We start from the raw sequence: 16,282 nt of genomic DNA, 5'->3' as shown, positions 1-16,282 counted from the left end.
AGGGGCGTCCGCCCTGTCAGGTTGCACAGAAGTCCTTGCAGGCTCCCCGAAGCGCGGCTGCTTTTCTATTTATTATAGCACAGAGGGCGGGGGTTGTCATCCCGCCCGGTAGCCCTCCACCTTCTGCAAAAAGGCCTCCCAGCCACCGGTGTCCCGCATGATTTGGGGGCAGTTTTTCTCCATAAAGTCGTGGTGCTGCTTGATGTTCTCGATCCCCAGGCCGTAGTAGTCCAGCAGGTAGGCGGTGAGCTTGGCGGCGTTGTCCACCGCCTGGGCGTAGTCGCCGTCGTCGTTGACGCAGATCTCCACCCCGATGCCGCACTGGTTCCCCCCGCCGGCGGTCAGCTTGTCGCCGGCGTGCCAGCCCACCTCGTCGTCGGGCAGGTGGTGGTAGATCTGGTGGTCGTCCACCGTGTAGTGCCAGGAGAGGGTGCTCTCCACCGACTTTTTCTGTATGTACTCGCTGTGGCGCTGGGCGTCCGCCCCCTCTGAGTGGTTGGCCGTCTCGTGGATGACCACCCACTTGATCTCCCGCTTGATGCCCGGGCGGCCGGCGTTCCCCTCGGGGATAAATTCCTCGGTCACCGGGATGCCGGCGATGGTCTGGGCCCGGGAGGGCTCCACTGGCTGTCGGTACCGGCAGCGGGAGAGGACGAGCAGCCCCCCCAACAGCACCGCCAGCAGCCCAAAGAGGATGGGGCGCAAAGGGAGGTGCCTGTCCCGCCCGCGCGGGCGAGGGCGAGGGCAAGGGCGGGAAACCTTTTTCAGCGGCGGCCTTCGCCGGACGGTGGATGGCGGCAATTTCACACTTCCTCTCACAACTGCTCTCATTTACTAGAGTATACACCATCTCCCGAAAAAATACTTGACGACTTTCTTTCGATTTGCTCCTCCACAGCTGCCTTTTTTTGGGAGACATCTGTCCTTGGCAAAGGGCAAATTTGGCGCTACACTGGTAAAAAAAGAGGGGGCGGCGCGGGCCGTCCCCACTACTGGAGGAATCGAGCCAATGGACAAGAAAAAAGTCATTTTAGACGTGGATACCGGCAGCGACGACGCCGTCGCCATCATGACCGCCCTGCTCTCTCCCGAGCTGGAGGTGCTGGGCATCTGCACCGTCAACGGCAACCGCTGCATCGAGATGACCACCGAAAACACCCTGCGGGTGGTGGAGTACCTGGGCAGCGACGTGCCGGTCTTCAAGGGCTGCCACCTGCCCCTGGTCAGCTCCCTGACCCCCGGCCGCCGGCCCCACATGCCCTTCACCGGCCAGGAGGACCCGGAGGAGAACGTCCACAGCGACTACCTGGACTACCTGCCCGCCGCCACCATCCAGCCCCAGCGGCAAAACGCCGTCAGCTGGCTGGTGGACACCCTGATGGCCTCGGACGGGGACATCACCCTGATCCCGGTGGGGCCGCTGACCAACATCGCCGCCGCCATCCGCATCCAGCCCGAGATCGTGGAGAAGATCAGAGAGATCGTCATCATGGGCGGCGCCTACGAGTACGGCAACATCACCCCCGCCGCCGAGTTCAACATCTGGATCGACCCCGAAGCCGCCAAGATCGTGCTGGACTGCGGCGCCAAGATCACCTTGGTGCCCCTGGACGCCACCCACCGCGCCTGCATCTCCCTGGGCGAGTGCGATCAACTCGACGCCATGAACACCCGCGCCTCCAAGGCCACCTCGGAGTTTGCCCGCTACCGCATCAAGGGCTACCGGGTCTTTCAGCCCATGGAGCAGGACGACTGGGGCCCCATCCACGACGCCCTGGCTGTGGCCGCGGTCATCGACCCCACCGTCCTCAAAGACGTGCGCCAGCTCTATGTGGACGTGGACTTCTCCGGCGGCTTTGCCGACGGCATGACCATCTGCGATGTGAACACCCGCGACAAAAAGGCCCGCAAGAACTGCGCGGTCGCCCTGAACGCCGACCGGGAGAAGTTTGTCTCCCTGGTGATGCGCGCTATGGAGCGCTCGCCCAAATAACAACGGCCTCCCATTAAAAATCGCCTCTCCGCACTGCCGGAGGGGCGATTTTTTTACCTAAAATTTTCCTTTTATTGCGGGGCGGTGGAAAAGCCTTCGCGGTTTTCACAAATCGTGAAACTTGTCGAAAAAAGGGGTCTGCACGGCTTCTATCTCCTGTATGATGCTTAAGGAAAGACTATCTACTAGGAGGTAATAAAAATGAGTACATTCGCCTATGTGCGGGTCTCCTCCCGCGACCAAAACGAAGACCGGCAGCTGATCGCCATGCAGGAGTTCGGCGTGCCGAAGACCCACATCTACACCGACAAGCAAAGCGGCAAGGACTTTGACCGCCCCAGCTACCAGCGGTTGATGCGCCGGCTCAAACCCGGCGATCTCTTGGTGATCAAGTCCATCGACCGGCTGGGGCGCAACTACGACGAGATCATCCAGCAGTGGCGGGAGATCACCAAGCGCAAACAGGTGGACATCGCCGTGCTGGACATGCCCCTGCTCAACACCCGACAGGGCGACCGGGACCTGACCGGCGTCTTCATCTCCGATTTGGTGTTGCAGATCCTCTCCTACGTGGCCCAGACCGAGCGGGAGAACATCCGCCAGCGGCAGCGGGAGGGGATCGACGCGGCCAAGCGCAAGGGGGTCGCCTTTGGCCGCCCGCGAAAGCCCATCCCGCCCGAATTTCCCCTGCTCAAGCGGCAGTGGCAGGGCGGCGCCATCAGCTCCCGCGAAGCGGCCAAGCGCCTCGGCGTCTCCCAGGACACCTTTCTGCGCTGGACCCGGGAACACTGAAGAGATGCGGCCCGTTGGAAATTTTTATAAAAAGAAATGGTAGACTTTACCTTTCGCGCCGCAACTGGCCAAACCCGCTTCTCACGCGGAAAAAGGTTCCTGAAACAGAGCCTAAAAAATGTCAACTTTTACAGGAAAACAGGCCTTTTGAAGCGCCTTTTACACATTTCCCATTATACTGGCAGCGAAAGAAATTGTCTGCTATATCGAGCAGCAGAGGGAGGGGACGACTTTGCCGAAAGACCTGTTGGAAGAGCTGGCGGACAGCCTTCACTGCACCTATCTGTCCGACCTGCGCCGGGCGGACCTGCGGGCATTTTTGCCGGAGGCCGTCGCGCGGGTGCCCGCCCACACCCACTCTCTGCAGGAGTGGAACGACGCCGCTGCCTACCTTTTGGGGGAGGATGTGGAGCCCTTTGACGACCCCGAGCAGGCCAAGGCCTTTCTGCAACAGCACCCCGCTCCCCCGCCCAAGGCGCAGCGCTAAATGGCTCGTGTAAAAGTTCCCGGACGAAGGGGTCGTCCGGGGCTTTTTTAGTCCCCGCAATCGGGCGCTTGCCCAGCTGCTGCCCGTTCTCCCCTCTCCCCGCGCAGGCCCCGCCCACGCCACGGGGCGGCCCAGCCCCGGCCGCGCACCTGCGTCCAGGGGGATGCGCCCGCCCCCGCTCACGCAAACAGGTTGCACCCATCCCTTCTCGCCGCGCCGGCAGCGCGGGGAGGAGGCGATTGCAAGCGGGCATCTTCAAGAGAAGCACCTTGTTTTCTGTCGCCAGATGCGGTAAAATAAATGGGTATTTTTATCTCCGGCACCAAAGCGCACAAAGGGGGCGAGGGGGCGTACCTCCCCGGCCTTTTTGGCGCCAATTTTTTAGAAAGGGGGCAGTGATATGGCCTCTCTGCTGGTCAAGGCCTTTGTGCGAGACTGCGAACAGGTGGGGGACACCCGGGTCCGGGCCCGCTATGGCACCCTCTCCGGCGCGGTGGGCATCGCTGCCAATGTCCTGCTCTTCGCCGCCAAGTTGGCGGTGGGCACCCTGGCGGGAAGCGTCTCCATCGTGGCGGACGCGGTGAACAACCTCTCCGACGCGGGCAGTTCCATCATCAGCCTACTGGGCTTTAAAATCTCCGAAAAACCGGCGGACCGGGACCACCCCTTCGGCCACGGCCGCACCGAGTATGTGGCCGGGCTCATCATCGCCTTTTTGATCTTGTTGCTGGGCTTTGAACTGGGGCGCACCTCGCTGGACAAAGTCCTCCACCCCGCCCCGGTGGAGACCTCGGCGGTGACACTGGCGGTGCTGGCCGGCTCCATCGCCTGCAAGGTGTGGCTGTGGTCCTTCAACCGGCGCATCGGCAGGGCCATCTCCTCCACCACCATCCTCGCCACCGCACAGGACAGCCTCAACGACGTGGTCGCCACCTCGGCGGTGTTGACGGCGGCGGTGGTCTCCCTGCTGACCCCCCTGAACCTGGACGGGTACATGGGGTTGGCGGTGGCGGCCTTCATCCTCTTTTCCGGGTACGGGGTGGCCAAGGACACCCTGGGCCCCCTGCTGGGGCAGGCCCCTGACAGCGCCCTGGTGAGCGAGATCTCCCGCAAGGTCCTCTCCCACCCGCAGGTGCTGGGCATCCACGACCTGATGGTGCACAACTACGGCCCAGGGCGGACTTTCGCCTCCCTCCACGCCGAGGTGGACAGCTCCGCCGACATCCTGCAGAGCCACGACCTCATCGACAACATCGAAAAAGACCTGGCCCAGGAGATGGGGATCCAGATGGTCATCCACATGGACCCCATCGTCACCAACAACGACACCGTCAACGCCCTGCGGCAGACGGTGCTGGAGTGCGTGCAGCGCGTCCGCCCTGACTTGAGCATCCACGACTTTCGCGCGGTGCTGGGCGAGACCCACAGCAACCTGATCTTCGACGTGATGGTGCCGGTGGACTGCCCGGTGAAAAACCACGACCTCTGCACCCAGATCGAGGCACAGCTGCGGGAAGTCGACCCCCGCTACAACGCCGTCATCACGGTGGACCGGGGGTACCAGGTGGACTACGGCGAGCGCCGCGAGTAAACGCCCCTAAAACAGCCCTCTGGCCGAAAAAAAGCACCCGGCGGGATATTTCCCTGCCGGGTGCTTTTGATTCGCTGTGCCCCCATTTTGAGGGGGAGTAGAGGGCGCAGCCGATCAGGCGTCGAAGAAGCCGAGGATCGCCATCCCCACCCCCGCCATGGCGATGAGGGCGTAGTGTTTGGCCGTGAGCTTTTCCTTGAGGAAGATCCGGCTCCAGACCACGCTGAGCAGGCAGTAGCTGCTGATGACCGGCGCGGCGATGATGGGGTTGGCGCCGATGGCGAAGACGTAGAAGTACTGCCCCACCGTCTCGCAGAGGGCGGCGGCCATCTTGGGCTTTTCATCCCAGACCACCAGCTTCTGCTTTTTGATGAGCACCACGTAGATGAAGGCGCAGACTGCCAGGAAGAGGAAGGTGAACTCGTAGGCCATGTTGGCCTGCTCCTCGGCGATCACGGTGTCCAGCAGCAGAGCGTCGGCAAAGGTGCCCAGGCCGTCGATGACGCAGTAGAGGATGGGGAAGAGGACGGCGATGATGCTGCGGGTGTACTTCTTGTCCGGCGAGAGGGCCGCCTCCCGCCGCAACTGGTCGTCCCGCCGCTTTTCGAGCAGGCTCAAGAGGAAGACCGCCAGGCAGATGAGAAAGACGGCGAAGAACTGGATGCCGTTCATGGTCTGCTTTAAGAAGACAAAGCAGAGGAGGGCCGCCACCGCCCCGGAGGAGTTGCAGATGGGGCTGGAGATGGACAGCTCGATGTAGCGCAGCCCCACATAGCCAAAGATCATGGCCAGAATGTAGAGGAAGCTGGCGGGCAGGTAGGTGATGATGTCCCGCGGCGAAAAGGGGGTGCCGGTGAACAGCAGGTAGAGGGCGTGGACGCCCATCACCAGCCCCACGGCCATCACCATCTTCCAGTGGCTGTACTTGTCAGAGGGCTTGGAGCCCATTTTGCTAAAGAGGTCGGAGCCGCTCCACCCGAGCAGCGCCAACATAGAAAACCAAAACCAGGTCATTGTAAACCATCATCCTTTTGCACAATTTGCCGCCGATGGAAACGGCCGGTCGCTGCGAAAGGGGCGGTCGCTCACCGCAGCGCGGCGGCTCCCTGCGGGGGCGGCCTGCGGGGAAAGCGGTGGGCAATGCTGTCCCAGCAGCCCACGTGGGGGCAAAACGAAATGGGTTTCACAGTGCATTGTCCTTTCTGCGCGGCCCGCAGGCCCGCCTGGTCTTTTGCAATCACGCAAAGCGGTTTATTGTATCACGGCAGGGCGCGCCCCGTCAAGGCGGGGGCATAAAAAGGCCGCCGGAGGCCCATACTTTCCCTATACAAAAAGGAGGCGTTTTGCAGATGTCTGAAATCAAGAGAAACACCGACCCCCTCGCCGAACTGCCGGAGGGACTGGGAATGGCCCTGGCCCGCAACTTCCCCGCCATGGAGCGCTTTGGCTCCCTGCCGGAGGCGGCCAAGCGCCAAATCGTCGAGCACACCCACCAAATTGGCTCCAAGCAGGAGATGGCCGCCTTTGTCCAGCAGATCGCCGAGGGAAAAACCAGCTTTTAAGGGCCCTTGCAAAAACCGTCCAAACCGTGCACCATAGGGGTGTGGCAGAGATTGCCAACACAAAATTTGGGAGGTCTTTCTATGCGTGAAATCGTCTCTTTCCTGCAAGATGCCGGCGCTTTCTTCCTGGCCACCGACGACGGCGGCCAGCCCCGGGTGCGGCCCTTCGGCTCGGTGATGGAGTTTGAGGGAAAGCTGTTTTTCTGCACCGAGAACACCAAAGCCGTGTACCGCCAGCTGGCGGCCAATCCCAAATGCGAGATCTGCGCCCTCAAGGGGGAGGAGTGGCTGCGCCTGCGCGGAAAGGCCGTCTTTGTAGACGACAAGGCCGCCAAAGAGGCCATGTTTGTCGCCGACCCCGCCCTGGACGCCATCTACGGCACCCCCGAAAACCCCGAGTACGTGGTCTTTTACCTGGACGGGCTGACCGCCCTGCTCTACCCCGAGGAGGGGGAGCCCACCAAACTGCTGTAAATTTTTGCAGATAAAAAGCAGAGCCGCCCCCAGCGGGCGCCTCTGCTTTTTTTGTTTTTATGCCCTTTAACTTTTTGTTTTTATGCCCTACAGCTGCTCCAGCAGCCGCATCTTGATGGCCACCACCCCGGCCGCCTCTTCCTGGGCGGGGGTGTAGTACTGGTAGATGCCCGCCATCTTCCTTTCCAAGCTGTCCGCCGGGCCGCAGCGGCCGTATTCCAGGTCGGAAAAGAGGGCGCGAAATGTGGGGTAGCGCAGCAGCCCCTCCACCCGCACCACCAGCCGGCGGCTGCGGTCGGCAAAGTCGGTGAATACGATCTCGTCCCCCAGCTGCAGATCCCAGGTCTCCCGGTCGTACAGCCGCAGCTCAAACTCCTTTGAGCCGTTTAAAATATTCCCAAACGCCTTGGGGTTGATGTCCAGTTGGCGGCGCATCGCGCGTCCCCCTCTTCTCTTTTTTTCAAAGCATACCACAACCGGCAGGCTTTGAAAAGGGGTCACTGCACCAGCCAGACCCGGCGGTGCTGCACCCCGAACGAGAGGGCGTCGCTGTGCCGGCCCACCGCCAGGTCGATGGTCTGGCCGCGGATGGCGCTGCCGGTGTCCTGCGCCTTGCGAAAGCCGATCCCCTCAATGTAGAGGGTGGAGCCCAGGGGGATGACTTCGGGGTCCACCGCCACCGTCACCCCTGCGCAGACCGGGTCGCCGCTGCGGGTGGTGTCCGAGCCGCCGCAGATGTGCGCGTAGCGCTCGGTACAGTAGGCGCAGAGGGTGAATTCCCCCAGTTCCTCCGCCGCAAAGGGGGTGGCAGGGCCCCCCTCCTCCATCGCGGGGAGATGGGCGGAGACGGCCGCACAGGGGCGGGCGGTCAGCGCGCCCCCCGCCCCGCTGCCACCGGTGAGGAGGAAGGGGGAGAAGGCGCAGAACAGCAGGGCCACAAACCGGCGTTTCACAATACACCCACCCCTTTTTTAAATTTTAGCACTCTATTAATTTGATTGCCAATCATTTTAAAATTGTTCATATTTCATCCCTTGATTTGTCACAAATGCGCAGTATACTGCAGTTGTAAGGAAGAGAAAGAGGGGATTTCCAATGGGACACAATCGAATGTGACCCCGCAAATGGAGTCCGAAAACCCGTTCACAGCAGAGAATGAGAAATGGAGGAATCGACAATGTTTGAACTCATGCCTTTTGGGACCATCCGCAACAACCCGTTCCACGAGCTGGACAAATTGGAAAAGCAGCTGTTTGGCGATTTCGGCAGCGACTTTTCCCAGTTTCGCACCGACATCATCGAAAAGCCGGACAAATACGTTTTGAAAGCCGACCTGCCGGGGTTTGAGAAAAAGGACATCAAGGTGGACCTCAAGGGCGACACCCTGACCATCACCGCCCAGCACGACGAGTCCAAGGAGGACCGCCACGGCAACTACCTGCGGCGGGAGCGCAGAAGCGGCTCCTACACCAGGAGTTTCAGCGTCGCCGGCATCCAGGCCGACGGCATCGACGCCGAGTACAAGAGCGGGGTGCTGACCGTCACCCTGCCCAAAGAGCCCACCATCACTCCCCCGTCCCACCAAATCGAGATCCGCTAGTACACCCGCAAAGGGGCCGCGCCGCAGGGCGCGGCCCCTTTTTTCTCCCCCGTCTAAGTCAGTCAGCCCTCTCCCCCGCCGGAGCGCGCAAATCCCCCCTGCCCGCCGCCGCAGAGGGGGCAGTTTTGGGGCGGGGCGCAGTCGTAGGCGGGGAAGCCGCAGCGCTGGCAGCGCCAGCCGCGCGCCTCCCGCGCCCGCAGGAGGGTCCCCCCCTCGACCTGGGCCGCCAACTGCCCAAAGCGGTCCCCGTGGGTCTTCTCCACCGAGGAGACCGCCAGAAAGAGGGCCGCCGCCTGCAAAAAGCCCTCGTCCCGGGCGATCTGGGAGAGGGCGGCGTAGAGCTCCCACTCCCGGTACTCGTCCTCCTGCGCGTCCCGCAGGGAGGCGCCCAGGTCGCCGCTGTGCACCGGGTAGGCGGCGGTGAACTCGATCTGGCTGCCCGCCAACGGGGCCAGCAGCCGGTAAAAGGCGCGGGCGTGGGCCTCCTCCTCTTTTGCCGTCTGGCGGAAGGTCCGGCAGACGGTCAGGCAGCCCTCCCTCTCGGCGCCGTCGGTCGCCAGCAGATAGCGGGTGCGGGCCTGGCACTCGCCGGCAAAGGCGCGCATCAAATGTTCTTTTGTCTTGCTGTCTTGCAGCTTCAAAAAAGAAGCCCCCTCTCGTTTTGCTGCCTTGAGTATGGCAATTTTTTGCAGGGGGTATGCACAAAGAGAAAGGCCGCCGGAATAACCCGGCGGCCGCCGGCGCAGACTAGCAGTACAGCGCCATTTGACAAGGAGGATCGGGAGATGAACGAGTTTACCGCACACCTGAGCGAGGACAGCTACTTTGCCGGCCTGCCCAAACTGATTCAGGAGACCATCAAGCAGACGGGAGTCGAGTTTTCCTCGCAGGAGGAGCTGCGCCAGTACGCAGAGAAGCTGATGGACCGCTAGCGCGTCCACTGCGCGAAAAAGGCGGGGAGGCCCAATGGGCCTCCCCGCCTTTTGTCGCGGTGTGAAAAGCGCTACTTCTCTTCGGTTTTGGGGGCCGCCTTTTTGGCGGCGGGCTTCTTGGCAGCCGGTTTCTTGGCCGGTGCCTTCTTGGCGGCGGGCTTTTTGGCAGCCGTCTTAGAAGCGGTCTTGGAGGTGCGGGTCACCGTCTTTTTGGCCGGGGTCACGTCGGTGATCAGCCAGGCCTGGTTGTCGCCGGCCACGTCGTCCCAGATCTGCAGCTGGGCGCCGTCGCACTTGGCCATGTCGACGATGTCGAGGCACTTGCCGGTCTGCTTGGATTTGATGCGCACCAGGTTCTCGCCGATCTCCTCTAAAAACCAGAGCTGGTTGTCGCCGCCGGCGAACTCCCACTGGTGCAGGCGGGTGCCGTTGTCGGTGCCGCCCATCTCCACGTCCAGGCACTTGCCGGTGCCCTTGTTGAGGATCTTGTAAAAGCGCCCCTCTTTTTTAAACTGCCACTGCTGCTCCTTGGCGGCGCCCGCCTCGGCCAGGTAGATGGCCTCGCGGCCCTCGCCGGCGGCCTCGATCACTTTGGTGCTGTCCTTGGCGGAAATGGTGTAGACCTTGGTGGCGGTCAGTTTCAAGCTTGTCTCTTTTGCAGGCATGGTGTTGGCTCCTTCTCTCCAAATAGTCGTCTCATTTATAAACCGGCGGCAGGGATCGTCGACAAAACAATACTATGTATAAAGGCAAGACTGCCGGTGATATCGTGTATTCAGTATACCATTTTTTGAAAAAAAGGCAAATTTTTCGCTTTGTAAAGCGGTTTTTTCCCCCTTTGCGCCCGGTTCCCCGGGCGCAAAGGGGGGCGAAGCCCGTCGATAGGGGTTGGCTTTCTCCAACTCTTCCCCAAAAACTCTGTACCTCTTCCCCCGCAATTGGACAGATGCACAGTTTTTCCCAAAATCCCTCTGTCGCCTTGACCTGGCGCCAAAAAGGAATACGATAGAAGAGTTATTAAAAAACCGGTTCCCCCGGAACCGTCAAGAAAGGATGATCGCCGTGACCCGCGACATGACCCAGGGCAGCCCCATCCGCCTGCTGCTCACCTTCTCTTTTCCCCTCCTCATCGGAAACTTGTTTCAACAGTTTTACAACATGGCCGACACCATCATCGTGGGGCGCACCCTGGGGGTGAACGCGCTGGCCGCGGTGGGGGCCACCGGCTCCATCATGTTCTTGGTGCTGGGGTTTGCCCAGGGCCTGGCCGGGGGGCTGGCGGTCATCACCGCCCAGCGCTTCGGCGCGCAGGACGCCGCGGGGGTCCGTCGCTCCTTCACCACCTCCATCCTCCTCAGCGCCGGGTTCACCCTGCTGCTCACCGCCGTCAGCCTGCTGGCCGCCCGCCCCCTGCTGGAGGGGATGAACACCCCCGCCGACATCATCGACGACGCCTACCGCTACCTGTCGGTGATCTTCGCCGGCATCTTCGCCTCCCTCTTTTTCAACCTCCTCTCCAGCGTCATTCGGGCCCTGGGGGACAGCCGCACCCCGCTGTTCTTCCTTATCATCGCCTCGGTCTGCAACGTGGTGCTGGACATCGTCTTCATCGTCAACTTCGGCATGGGGGTGGCCGGGGCCGCCTGGGCCACCGTCATCGCCCAGGTCCTCTCCGGGCTGCTCTGCCTGCTCTACATCTTTCGGCGCTTTGCCATCCTGCGGCTGCACCGGGAGGACTGGGTCTGGCGCGGCCGCTTTGCCTGGGAGCACCTGCGCATCGCCACCCCCATGGCCTTTCAGTTTTGCATCATCGCCGTGGGCAGCATCGTGGTGCAGGGGGTGCTCAACGGATTTGGCTCCACTACAGTGGCAGCCTTCACCGCCGCCTCGAAGATCGACCAGCTGGCCACCCAGCCCCTGGCCTCCATCGGGGTGGCCATCGCCACCTTTTCCGCCCAGAACTACGGCGCCGGAAAGTACCGCCGCATCCGGGACGGGGTGCGCAAGTCCACCCTTCTCTCCCTGGCGTTCTCCCTAGCCGGGGCGGGGCTGGTCATCGGCCTGGGGCACCCGCTGGTGCGGCTGTTTGTGGGGGAGGCCGACCCCACCGTCTTCACCCAGGCCCAGACCTATCTCAACTTGGTCTCCATCTTCTACTTTTTGCTGGGCTGCGTCTTTGTCTACCGCAACACCATCCAGGGGATGGGGCGGGCCATGGTCCCCATGGTGGCCGGCGTCTTTGAGCTGGTGATGCGGGTGGCCGCCGCCCTGGTGCTGGCCCGGTTCATCGGCTACGCCGGCGTCTGCCTGGCCTCCCCCCTGGCCTGGCTGGGCTCCTGCGCCCTGATCATCCCCACCTATCTGGCCACCCTGCGCCGCCTCCTCCCCCAGGAGGAGCCCTCCCCCGACGAGGGGATGGCCGGCGAAAAATGAGAAAAAGGGCTGGACCCATGCGGGTCCAGCCCCTTTTTACAGCCCCTTGGCAAAGGTGTAGGTCCGCTCCCCCGACAGCCGGGGCAAGAACTGGTAGCCGTCCTCGCAGAAATCCCGGACGGCGCGCGGGTCTGTCACCCGGTGCTTGACCAGGTAGCGCGCCATCCGCCCCCGGGCCATCTTCGCCTCGGTGGGGAGGCACTTGAGCGCCCGCCCCCGGCGCACCAAAAACCGACAGGTGATCCACTCCTCCCCGCCGCCCAGGTGGGGGGCAATGGCGCGGGCGTACTCCCCCGACGCCAGGTTGAGCACCGGCTCGCCCCCCTCAAAGAGGGCCTTTGCCAGCCGGTCGCCCCAGTGGGCGTAGAGGTCGCGGCTCTCCCCCACCGCCAGCTTGCAGCCCATCTCCAGCCGGTAGGGGGACACCCCGTCACAGGGGGCCAGCAGGCCGTAGAGGCCGCTGCCGATGCGCAGGCAGGCGTCGGCAAAGGCCAGCTCCTCGCCCGTAAAGTCCTCGGGGGCCAGGTACTTGTACTGCAGCCCCACATAGGCGTAGAGGGCGGGGGCCAGGGGCCGCTCCACCCCAAACTCCTGGTAGAGGGAAAAGGCCTGCAGCCCCAGCTTGGGGCTGATCTTCATCAAACTCTCCAGCTGCCAGGGGGCCAACTCCCGCAGCTGCCCCGCCAGCTGCGCAGCGTCGGCGGCAAAGCGGGGGGCGCGCAGGACCGCGTCGGGGCGGGTGTAGGGGCGCATCTGCTTAGCGGGGGACAAAAAAGCCCGCATCGCTCTCCCCTCCTCTCTCCCAATTTTCTTCTAGTGTACCACAGCTCGGCGGCGCGTGCCAGTCAAAAGCCGGGCTTCAGCGGCTGTCCAGCCCGAGGGCCAGCACCGCCTGGGGCGAGAGGTCGAGGAGGCGGCAGAGGCACTCCCCCACCTGTCAGTAGCGCGCCGCCAGCGCCCGGGCCGCCTGCCCTCCGGTGGGAGGCAGGCAGGGCCGCCCCTCCCGCTGGGTCACCAGATCGTCTGCCGCCAGGGCCGGCAGCATCCGGTCGACGCTGGCCCGGGTGCCCCCCAGCCGCCGCGCCCGGTCGGCCGAGCGCAGCCGCCCGCCCTCTTTCAAAATGAGCGGGTAGCGCAGCCTTGCCGCTGTCAGCTGCGCCCCGCATAGCCCCTTTGCCCGGGTCTTTGCGGCCACCCTCTCTCCCCTTTACAGCGCGCCGCGCCCAGCGGTTAGCAGCGTGTAACTTCGTTTTTAGTTTACCCTTCCCGACAGCGGTTGTCAACCGCCTTTTTTCCCCGCAGCCGCCCCAAGGCAGGGGGCGCTTTTCTGCCCCAAATGCCCAAAATTCTGCCCGGACGCACCCCCATCTTCGTGGCAATTGGCCCTTGTTCCCACCCCCTGGCGGCCGTATAATGGGAGGGCCAAAAGGGGGCGCAGAGACAGGCGCCCCCATACACTGTGCACATCGGGAGGTGAGAGAGGATGCGCGTTCGAAGGTGGAGGGACAGATCGGCCGGACCCGACTGCCTTCCGGGGCGAATCGCCCTGTGCGCCGCTGCGCGGCCTCTCCCCTCCCGCTTTCGGTAGGGGGCGCGCAGTCCGTCGCCCAGGCGGCGAAAAAAAGACAGTTTCGTTCGGTCCTGTTCATCCAGCTCTGCATTTTTGGCAACACTGGAATGGAGAGGATGATGCAAGATGTTTCTGCAAAGACACAGCGGCGCCGGTTCCAACCGCGCCATTCAAAAACGCCGGGCCAGCGAGGAGCTGCTGCGCCCCTACGCCCGCTGCACCGGGGAGGAGGCCCTGCAATTGCAGGGCAGCGGCCCCCGCGGCCTCTCGGCCGCTGCCGCCGCCGAGAGATTGGAGGAGTGCGGCCCCAACCGCATCCGCAGCGAGGCGCGCCACGGCCTTCTCTACCGGCTGGGGCAGGCCTTTGTCAACCCCTTTAACCTGGTTTTACTGCTGGTGGCGGCCATCACCTTTGTCACCGACGTGCTCCTCTCCCAGAGCGGCGACGTCACCACCGTCGTCATCGTGCTGGCCCTGGTGGGGCTGTCGGGCCTGGTCTCCTTTGTGCAGGGCGAGCGCTCGGGCAAGGCCGCGGCCGCCCTGCAGTCGATGATCTCCAACCAGGTCGACGTGGTGCGGGAGGGCGAGACCCGCTCCATCCCCATCGACCAGGTGGTGCCGGGGGACGTGGTCCGCCTCTCGGCGGGGGACATCATCCCCGGGGACGTCCGCTTCCTCGCCGCCAAGGACGCCTTTCTCTCCCAGGCGGCCCTCACCGGGGAATCGGCCCCGGTGGAGAAGTTCGCCCAGCTGCCCGGGGGCGAAGAGGGGGCCCTCACCGACCTGGGGGACCTGGGCTTTATGGGCTCCAACATGATCAGCGGCAGCGCCACCGCCCTGGTGGTGGCCACCGGGAACAACACCTACTTCGGCTCCATGGCCCAGAGCCTGTCGGGCGACCGGGCAAAAAACAGCTTTGAGCGGGGGGTGGACGGGGTCAGCCGGCTGCTCATCCGCTTCATGTTGGCGATGGTGCCGGTCATCTTTCTGGTCAACGGCTTCACCAAGGGGGACTGGGGCGGCGCCCTCCTCTTCGCCGTCACCATCGCCGTGGGTCTCACCCCCGAAATGCTGCCCATGATCATGACCTCCACCCTGGCCAAGGGGGCGGTGGCCATGTCCAAACACCAGACCATCGTCAAGACCCTCAGCTCGATCCAGACCTTCGGCGAGATGGATGTGCTCTGCACCGACAAGACCGGCACCCTCACCGAGGACCGGATCGTGCTGGAAAAGTACATGGACGTGCGGGGCGGGGACGACCTGCGCATCCTCCGCCACGCCTACCTCAACAGCGCCTTTCAGACCGGGCTCAAAAACCTCATCGACCTGGCCATCATCGGCCGCGCCGGGGAAAACGGCCTCCCCCCGCTGCTGGAGGGCTACACCCGGGTGGACGAGATCCCCTTTGACTTCAGCCGCCGGCGGATGAGCGTGGTGCTGTCCGACGGCAGCGGCAAGCGGCAGCTCATCACCAAGGGGGCGGTGGAGGAGGTGCTCTCGATCTGCGCCTTCGCCGAGCTGGACGGGGCCATTTTGCCCCTGACCCCCGACGTGCGGCAGGCGGCCCTCGCCCTCTGCGCCGCCCACAGCGCCGAGGGGCTGCGGATGATCGCCGTCGCCCAGAAAAACGAGCTCCCGGCGGCCGAAAACTTCTCGGTGGCCGACGAGCGGGAGATGGTGCTGCTGGGCTTCATCGGCTTTCTCGACCCGCCCAAGGAGAGCAGCGGGGCCGCTGTCGCCGCCCTGCGCCAACACGGGGTGCGCACGGTGGTCCTCACCGGGGACAGCGAGGGGGTGGCCGTCAAGGTCTGCGGCAAGGTGGGCATTGACACCGGCCACCGGCTCACCGGCGCCCAGGTGGAGGAGATGGACGACAGCGCCCTGGGCGAGGCCGTGCAGCGCTGCCAGCTCTTCTCCAAGCTCTCCCCCCTGCAGAAGAGCCGGGTGGTGGAGGCCTTTCAGCGCGCCGGGCACACGGTGGGCTACATGGGCGACGGCATCAACGACGCCCCGGCCATGCGCCAGGCGGACGTGGGCATCTCGGTGGACAGCGCCGTGGACATCGCCAAGGAGACCGCCGACATCATCCTGCTGAAAAAGGACCTGATGGTCTTGGAAGAGGGGGTGCTGGAGGGGCGTCGCACCTTCGGCAACATCGTCAAATACATCAAAATGGCCGCCAGTGGCAACTTCGGCAACATGATCTCGGTGATGGTGGCCAGCCTCTTTCTCCCCTTCCTCCCCCTGCTGCCGGTGCACATCCTCATCCAAAACCTCCTCTGCGACTTCGCCCAGCTGGGCATCCCCTTCGACCGGGTGGACGCCTCCTACCTCCGCTCCCCCCGCCGCTGGGAGACCGGCACCATCCAGCGCTTCATGCTGATCATGGGGCCCCTCAGCTCGCTGTTCGACATCGCCCTCTACCTGCTGCTCTGGTTCTGGCTGGGGGCGAATACAGCGGGGCTGGCCCCCCTCTTTCAGTGCGGCTGCTTTGTCTTCGGCACCCTGTCGCAGATCGCGGTGGTGCACATGATCCGCACCGCCCGCATCCCCTTTGTGCAGAGCAGGGCCGCCCTGCCCCTGGCCCTCTCCACCGGGGTGGTGGGGGCCGTGGCCCTCTTTCTGGGCTTTGGGCCGGCGGCTGCGGCCATCGACCTGCGCCCCCTGCCCCTGGCCTTCCTCCCCTGTCTGGCCCTGCTGCTGGGCGGCTACTGCGTGGCCTCCCAGCTGGTCAAGCGGCTCTATGTCAGGCGCTGGGGCGAGTGGCTGTAACCGCCCCCCTCTCCCGCGGCGGGCAAAACGGGCAAAAAAGGCCTGGAAAACCGTTTGGTTTTCCAGGCCTTTT

The 16,282-nt window shown here is 63.8% G+C and carries 18 protein-coding genes; 10 read left to right on the top strand and 8 right to left on the bottom strand.

Going from position 1 to position 16,282, the window contains the following annotated elements; genetic code table 11:
* Nucleotides 1-96: 96 nt before the first annotated feature.
* Nucleotides 97-705 carry a peptidoglycan recognition protein family protein gene (locus tag KQI11_RS07055; protein ID WP_185916130.1) on the bottom strand — a complete coding sequence of 203 codons (609 nt, stop codon included), beginning with the start codon at nucleotides 703-705 and terminating at the stop codon, nucleotides 97-99.
* A 304-nt stretch (nucleotides 706-1,009) separates the two neighbouring features.
* Here KQI11_RS07055 and KQI11_RS07050 point away from each other — a divergent pair, with 304 nt between their 5' ends.
* From KQI11_RS07050 to KQI11_RS07035, 4 genes are all read left to right on the top strand, one after another.
* On the top strand, nucleotides 1,010-1,993 hold the full coding sequence (locus tag KQI11_RS07050) for a nucleoside hydrolase (protein WP_216401614.1): 984 nt from the start codon (nucleotides 1,010-1,012) through the stop codon (nucleotides 1,991-1,993).
* A gap of 201 nt (nucleotides 1,994-2,194) precedes the next feature.
* Entirely contained in the window at nucleotides 2,195-2,785 is a 591-nt protein-coding gene (locus tag KQI11_RS07045) for a recombinase family protein (protein ID WP_216401613.1), read from the top strand.
* A gap of 232 nt (nucleotides 2,786-3,017) precedes the next feature.
* Nucleotides 3,018-3,272 carry a hypothetical protein gene (locus tag KQI11_RS07040; RefSeq protein ID WP_216401612.1) on the top strand — a complete coding sequence of 85 codons (255 nt, stop codon included), beginning with the start codon at nucleotides 3,018-3,020 and terminating at the stop codon, nucleotides 3,270-3,272.
* Nucleotides 3,273-3,672: 400 nt separating this feature from the next.
* Complete coding sequence (locus KQI11_RS07035; protein ID WP_216401611.1) at nucleotides 3,673-4,863, top strand: cation diffusion facilitator family transporter; 1,191 nt, start codon at nucleotides 3,673-3,675, stop codon at nucleotides 4,861-4,863.
* 114 nt (nucleotides 4,864-4,977) lie between these two features.
* On the opposite strand, the gene KQI11_RS07030 is transcribed toward KQI11_RS07035, so the two are convergent.
* Nucleotides 4,978-5,877 carry an EamA family transporter gene (locus KQI11_RS07030; RefSeq protein ID WP_185916126.1) on the bottom strand — a complete coding sequence of 300 codons (900 nt, stop codon included), beginning with the start codon at nucleotides 5,875-5,877 and terminating at the stop codon, nucleotides 4,978-4,980.
* Nucleotides 5,878-6,212: 335 nt separating this feature from the next.
* Here KQI11_RS07030 and KQI11_RS07025 point away from each other — a divergent pair, with 335 nt between their 5' ends.
* Both KQI11_RS07025 and KQI11_RS07020 read left to right on the top strand, forming a co-directional pair.
* Complete coding sequence (locus KQI11_RS07025) at nucleotides 6,213-6,425, top strand: hypothetical protein (RefSeq protein WP_185916125.1); 213 nt, start codon at nucleotides 6,213-6,215, stop codon at nucleotides 6,423-6,425.
* A gap of 81 nt (nucleotides 6,426-6,506) precedes the next feature.
* Complete coding sequence (locus KQI11_RS07020; protein WP_216401610.1) at nucleotides 6,507-6,899, top strand: pyridoxamine 5'-phosphate oxidase family protein; 393 nt, start codon at nucleotides 6,507-6,509, stop codon at nucleotides 6,897-6,899.
* A gap of 87 nt (nucleotides 6,900-6,986) precedes the next feature.
* Here KQI11_RS07020 and KQI11_RS07015 read toward each other — a convergent pair whose 3' ends face one another.
* The gene (locus KQI11_RS07015) at nucleotides 6,987-7,334 is read right to left on the bottom strand and encodes an ASCH domain-containing protein (RefSeq protein WP_185916123.1); all 348 of its coding nucleotides are present in this window, start codon (nucleotides 7,332-7,334) and stop codon (nucleotides 6,987-6,989) included.
* 62 nt (nucleotides 7,335-7,396) lie between these two features.
* Nucleotides 7,397-7,852 carry a 3D domain-containing protein gene (locus KQI11_RS07010; protein ID WP_216401609.1) on the bottom strand — a complete coding sequence of 152 codons (456 nt, stop codon included), beginning with the start codon at nucleotides 7,850-7,852 and terminating at the stop codon, nucleotides 7,397-7,399.
* Nucleotides 7,853-8,076: 224 nt separating this feature from the next.
* Between KQI11_RS07010 and KQI11_RS07005 the strand changes: the two genes are divergently transcribed.
* Nucleotides 8,077-8,499: an Hsp20/alpha crystallin family protein gene (locus tag KQI11_RS07005; RefSeq protein WP_044992501.1), complete on the top strand. Its 423-nt coding sequence runs from the start codon at nucleotides 8,077-8,079 to the stop codon at nucleotides 8,497-8,499.
* 62 nt (nucleotides 8,500-8,561) lie between these two features.
* Here KQI11_RS07005 and KQI11_RS07000 read toward each other — a convergent pair whose 3' ends face one another.
* Entirely contained in the window at nucleotides 8,562-9,140 is a 579-nt protein-coding gene (locus KQI11_RS07000) for a rubrerythrin family protein (protein ID WP_216401608.1), read from the bottom strand.
* 144 nt (nucleotides 9,141-9,284) lie between these two features.
* On the opposite strand from KQI11_RS07000, the gene KQI11_RS06995 reads away from it, so the two are divergent.
* Nucleotides 9,285-9,431 (top strand): hypothetical protein, encoded by a 147-nt coding sequence (locus KQI11_RS06995; protein WP_185916121.1) that lies wholly within the window; start codon nucleotides 9,285-9,287, stop codon nucleotides 9,429-9,431.
* A gap of 71 nt (nucleotides 9,432-9,502) precedes the next feature.
* Here KQI11_RS06995 and KQI11_RS06990 read toward each other — a convergent pair whose 3' ends face one another.
* A complete protein-coding gene (locus KQI11_RS06990) occupies nucleotides 9,503-10,096 on the bottom strand; it encodes an RICIN domain-containing protein (RefSeq protein WP_021659391.1) in 594 nt (197 codons plus the stop codon).
* A 397-nt stretch (nucleotides 10,097-10,493) separates the two neighbouring features.
* Here KQI11_RS06990 and KQI11_RS06985 point away from each other — a divergent pair, with 397 nt between their 5' ends.
* The gene (locus tag KQI11_RS06985; protein ID WP_216401607.1) at nucleotides 10,494-11,864 is read left to right on the top strand and encodes an MATE family efflux transporter; all 1,371 of its coding nucleotides are present in this window, start codon (nucleotides 10,494-10,496) and stop codon (nucleotides 11,862-11,864) included.
* A gap of 36 nt (nucleotides 11,865-11,900) precedes the next feature.
* Here the strand turns inward: KQI11_RS06985 and KQI11_RS06980 are convergent, their stop codons facing one another.
* Together KQI11_RS06980 and KQI11_RS06975 are read right to left on the bottom strand one after the other, a co-directional pair.
* On the bottom strand, nucleotides 11,901-12,647 hold the full coding sequence (locus KQI11_RS06980; protein WP_216401606.1) for a YaaA family protein: 747 nt from the start codon (nucleotides 12,645-12,647) through the stop codon (nucleotides 11,901-11,903).
* 154 nt (nucleotides 12,648-12,801) lie between these two features.
* Nucleotides 12,802-13,059, bottom strand: a complete 258-nt coding sequence (locus KQI11_RS06975) for a hypothetical protein (RefSeq protein ID WP_216401605.1) — start codon at nucleotides 13,057-13,059, stop codon at nucleotides 12,802-12,804.
* A 501-nt stretch (nucleotides 13,060-13,560) separates the two neighbouring features.
* On the opposite strand from KQI11_RS06975, the gene mgtA reads away from it, so the two are divergent.
* Complete coding sequence (gene mgtA / locus KQI11_RS06970) at nucleotides 13,561-16,209, top strand: magnesium-translocating P-type ATPase (protein ID WP_216401604.1); 2,649 nt, start codon at nucleotides 13,561-13,563, stop codon at nucleotides 16,207-16,209.
* Nucleotides 16,210-16,282 lie beyond the last annotated feature (73 nt).

It is taken from the genome of Acetanaerobacterium sp. MSJ-12, assembly GCF_018917875.1.
Lineage (GTDB): Bacteria > Bacillota > Clostridia > Oscillospirales > Ruminococcaceae > Bittarella > Bittarella massiliensis.
The sequence above is the reverse complement of the archived record's forward strand: the minus strand, read 5'-3'. Positions and strand labels throughout refer to the sequence as shown.

Bases quoted from the DNA above. Each gene is read 5' to 3' on its own strand.
- KQI11_RS07015 (WP_185916123.1), bottom strand. From the start codon at position 7,334: ATGCGCCGCCAACTGGACATCAACCCCAAGGCGTTTGGGAATATTTTA.
- KQI11_RS07020 (WP_216401610.1), top strand. From the start codon at position 6,507: ATGCGTGAAATCGTCTCTTTCCTGCAAGATGCCGGCGCTTTCTTCCTG.
- KQI11_RS07030 (WP_185916126.1), bottom strand. From the start codon at position 5,877: ATGACCTGGTTTTGGTTTTCTATGTTGGCGCTGCTCGGGTGGAGCGGC.
- KQI11_RS07045 (WP_216401613.1), top strand. From the start codon at position 2,195: ATGAGTACATTCGCCTATGTGCGGGTCTCCTCCCGCGACCAAAACGAA.
- KQI11_RS07025 (WP_185916125.1), top strand. From the start codon at position 6,213: ATGTCTGAAATCAAGAGAAACACCGACCCCCTCGCCGAACTGCCGGAG.
- KQI11_RS06980 (WP_216401606.1), bottom strand. From the start codon at position 12,647: ATGCGGGCTTTTTTGTCCCCCGCTAAGCAGATGCGCCCCTACACCCGC.
- mgtA (WP_216401604.1), top strand. From the start codon at position 13,561: ATGTTTCTGCAAAGACACAGCGGCGCCGGTTCCAACCGCGCCATTCAA.
- KQI11_RS07005 (WP_044992501.1), top strand. From the start codon at position 8,077: ATGTTTGAACTCATGCCTTTTGGGACCATCCGCAACAACCCGTTCCAC.
- KQI11_RS07035 (WP_216401611.1), top strand. From the start codon at position 3,673: ATGGCCTCTCTGCTGGTCAAGGCCTTTGTGCGAGACTGCGAACAGGTG.
- KQI11_RS06995 (WP_185916121.1), top strand. From the start codon at position 9,285: ATGAACGAGTTTACCGCACACCTGAGCGAGGACAGCTACTTTGCCGGC.
- KQI11_RS07050 (WP_216401614.1), top strand. From the start codon at position 1,010: ATGGACAAGAAAAAAGTCATTTTAGACGTGGATACCGGCAGCGACGAC.
- KQI11_RS06990 (WP_021659391.1), bottom strand. From the start codon at position 10,096: ATGCCTGCAAAAGAGACAAGCTTGAAACTGACCGCCACCAAGGTCTAC.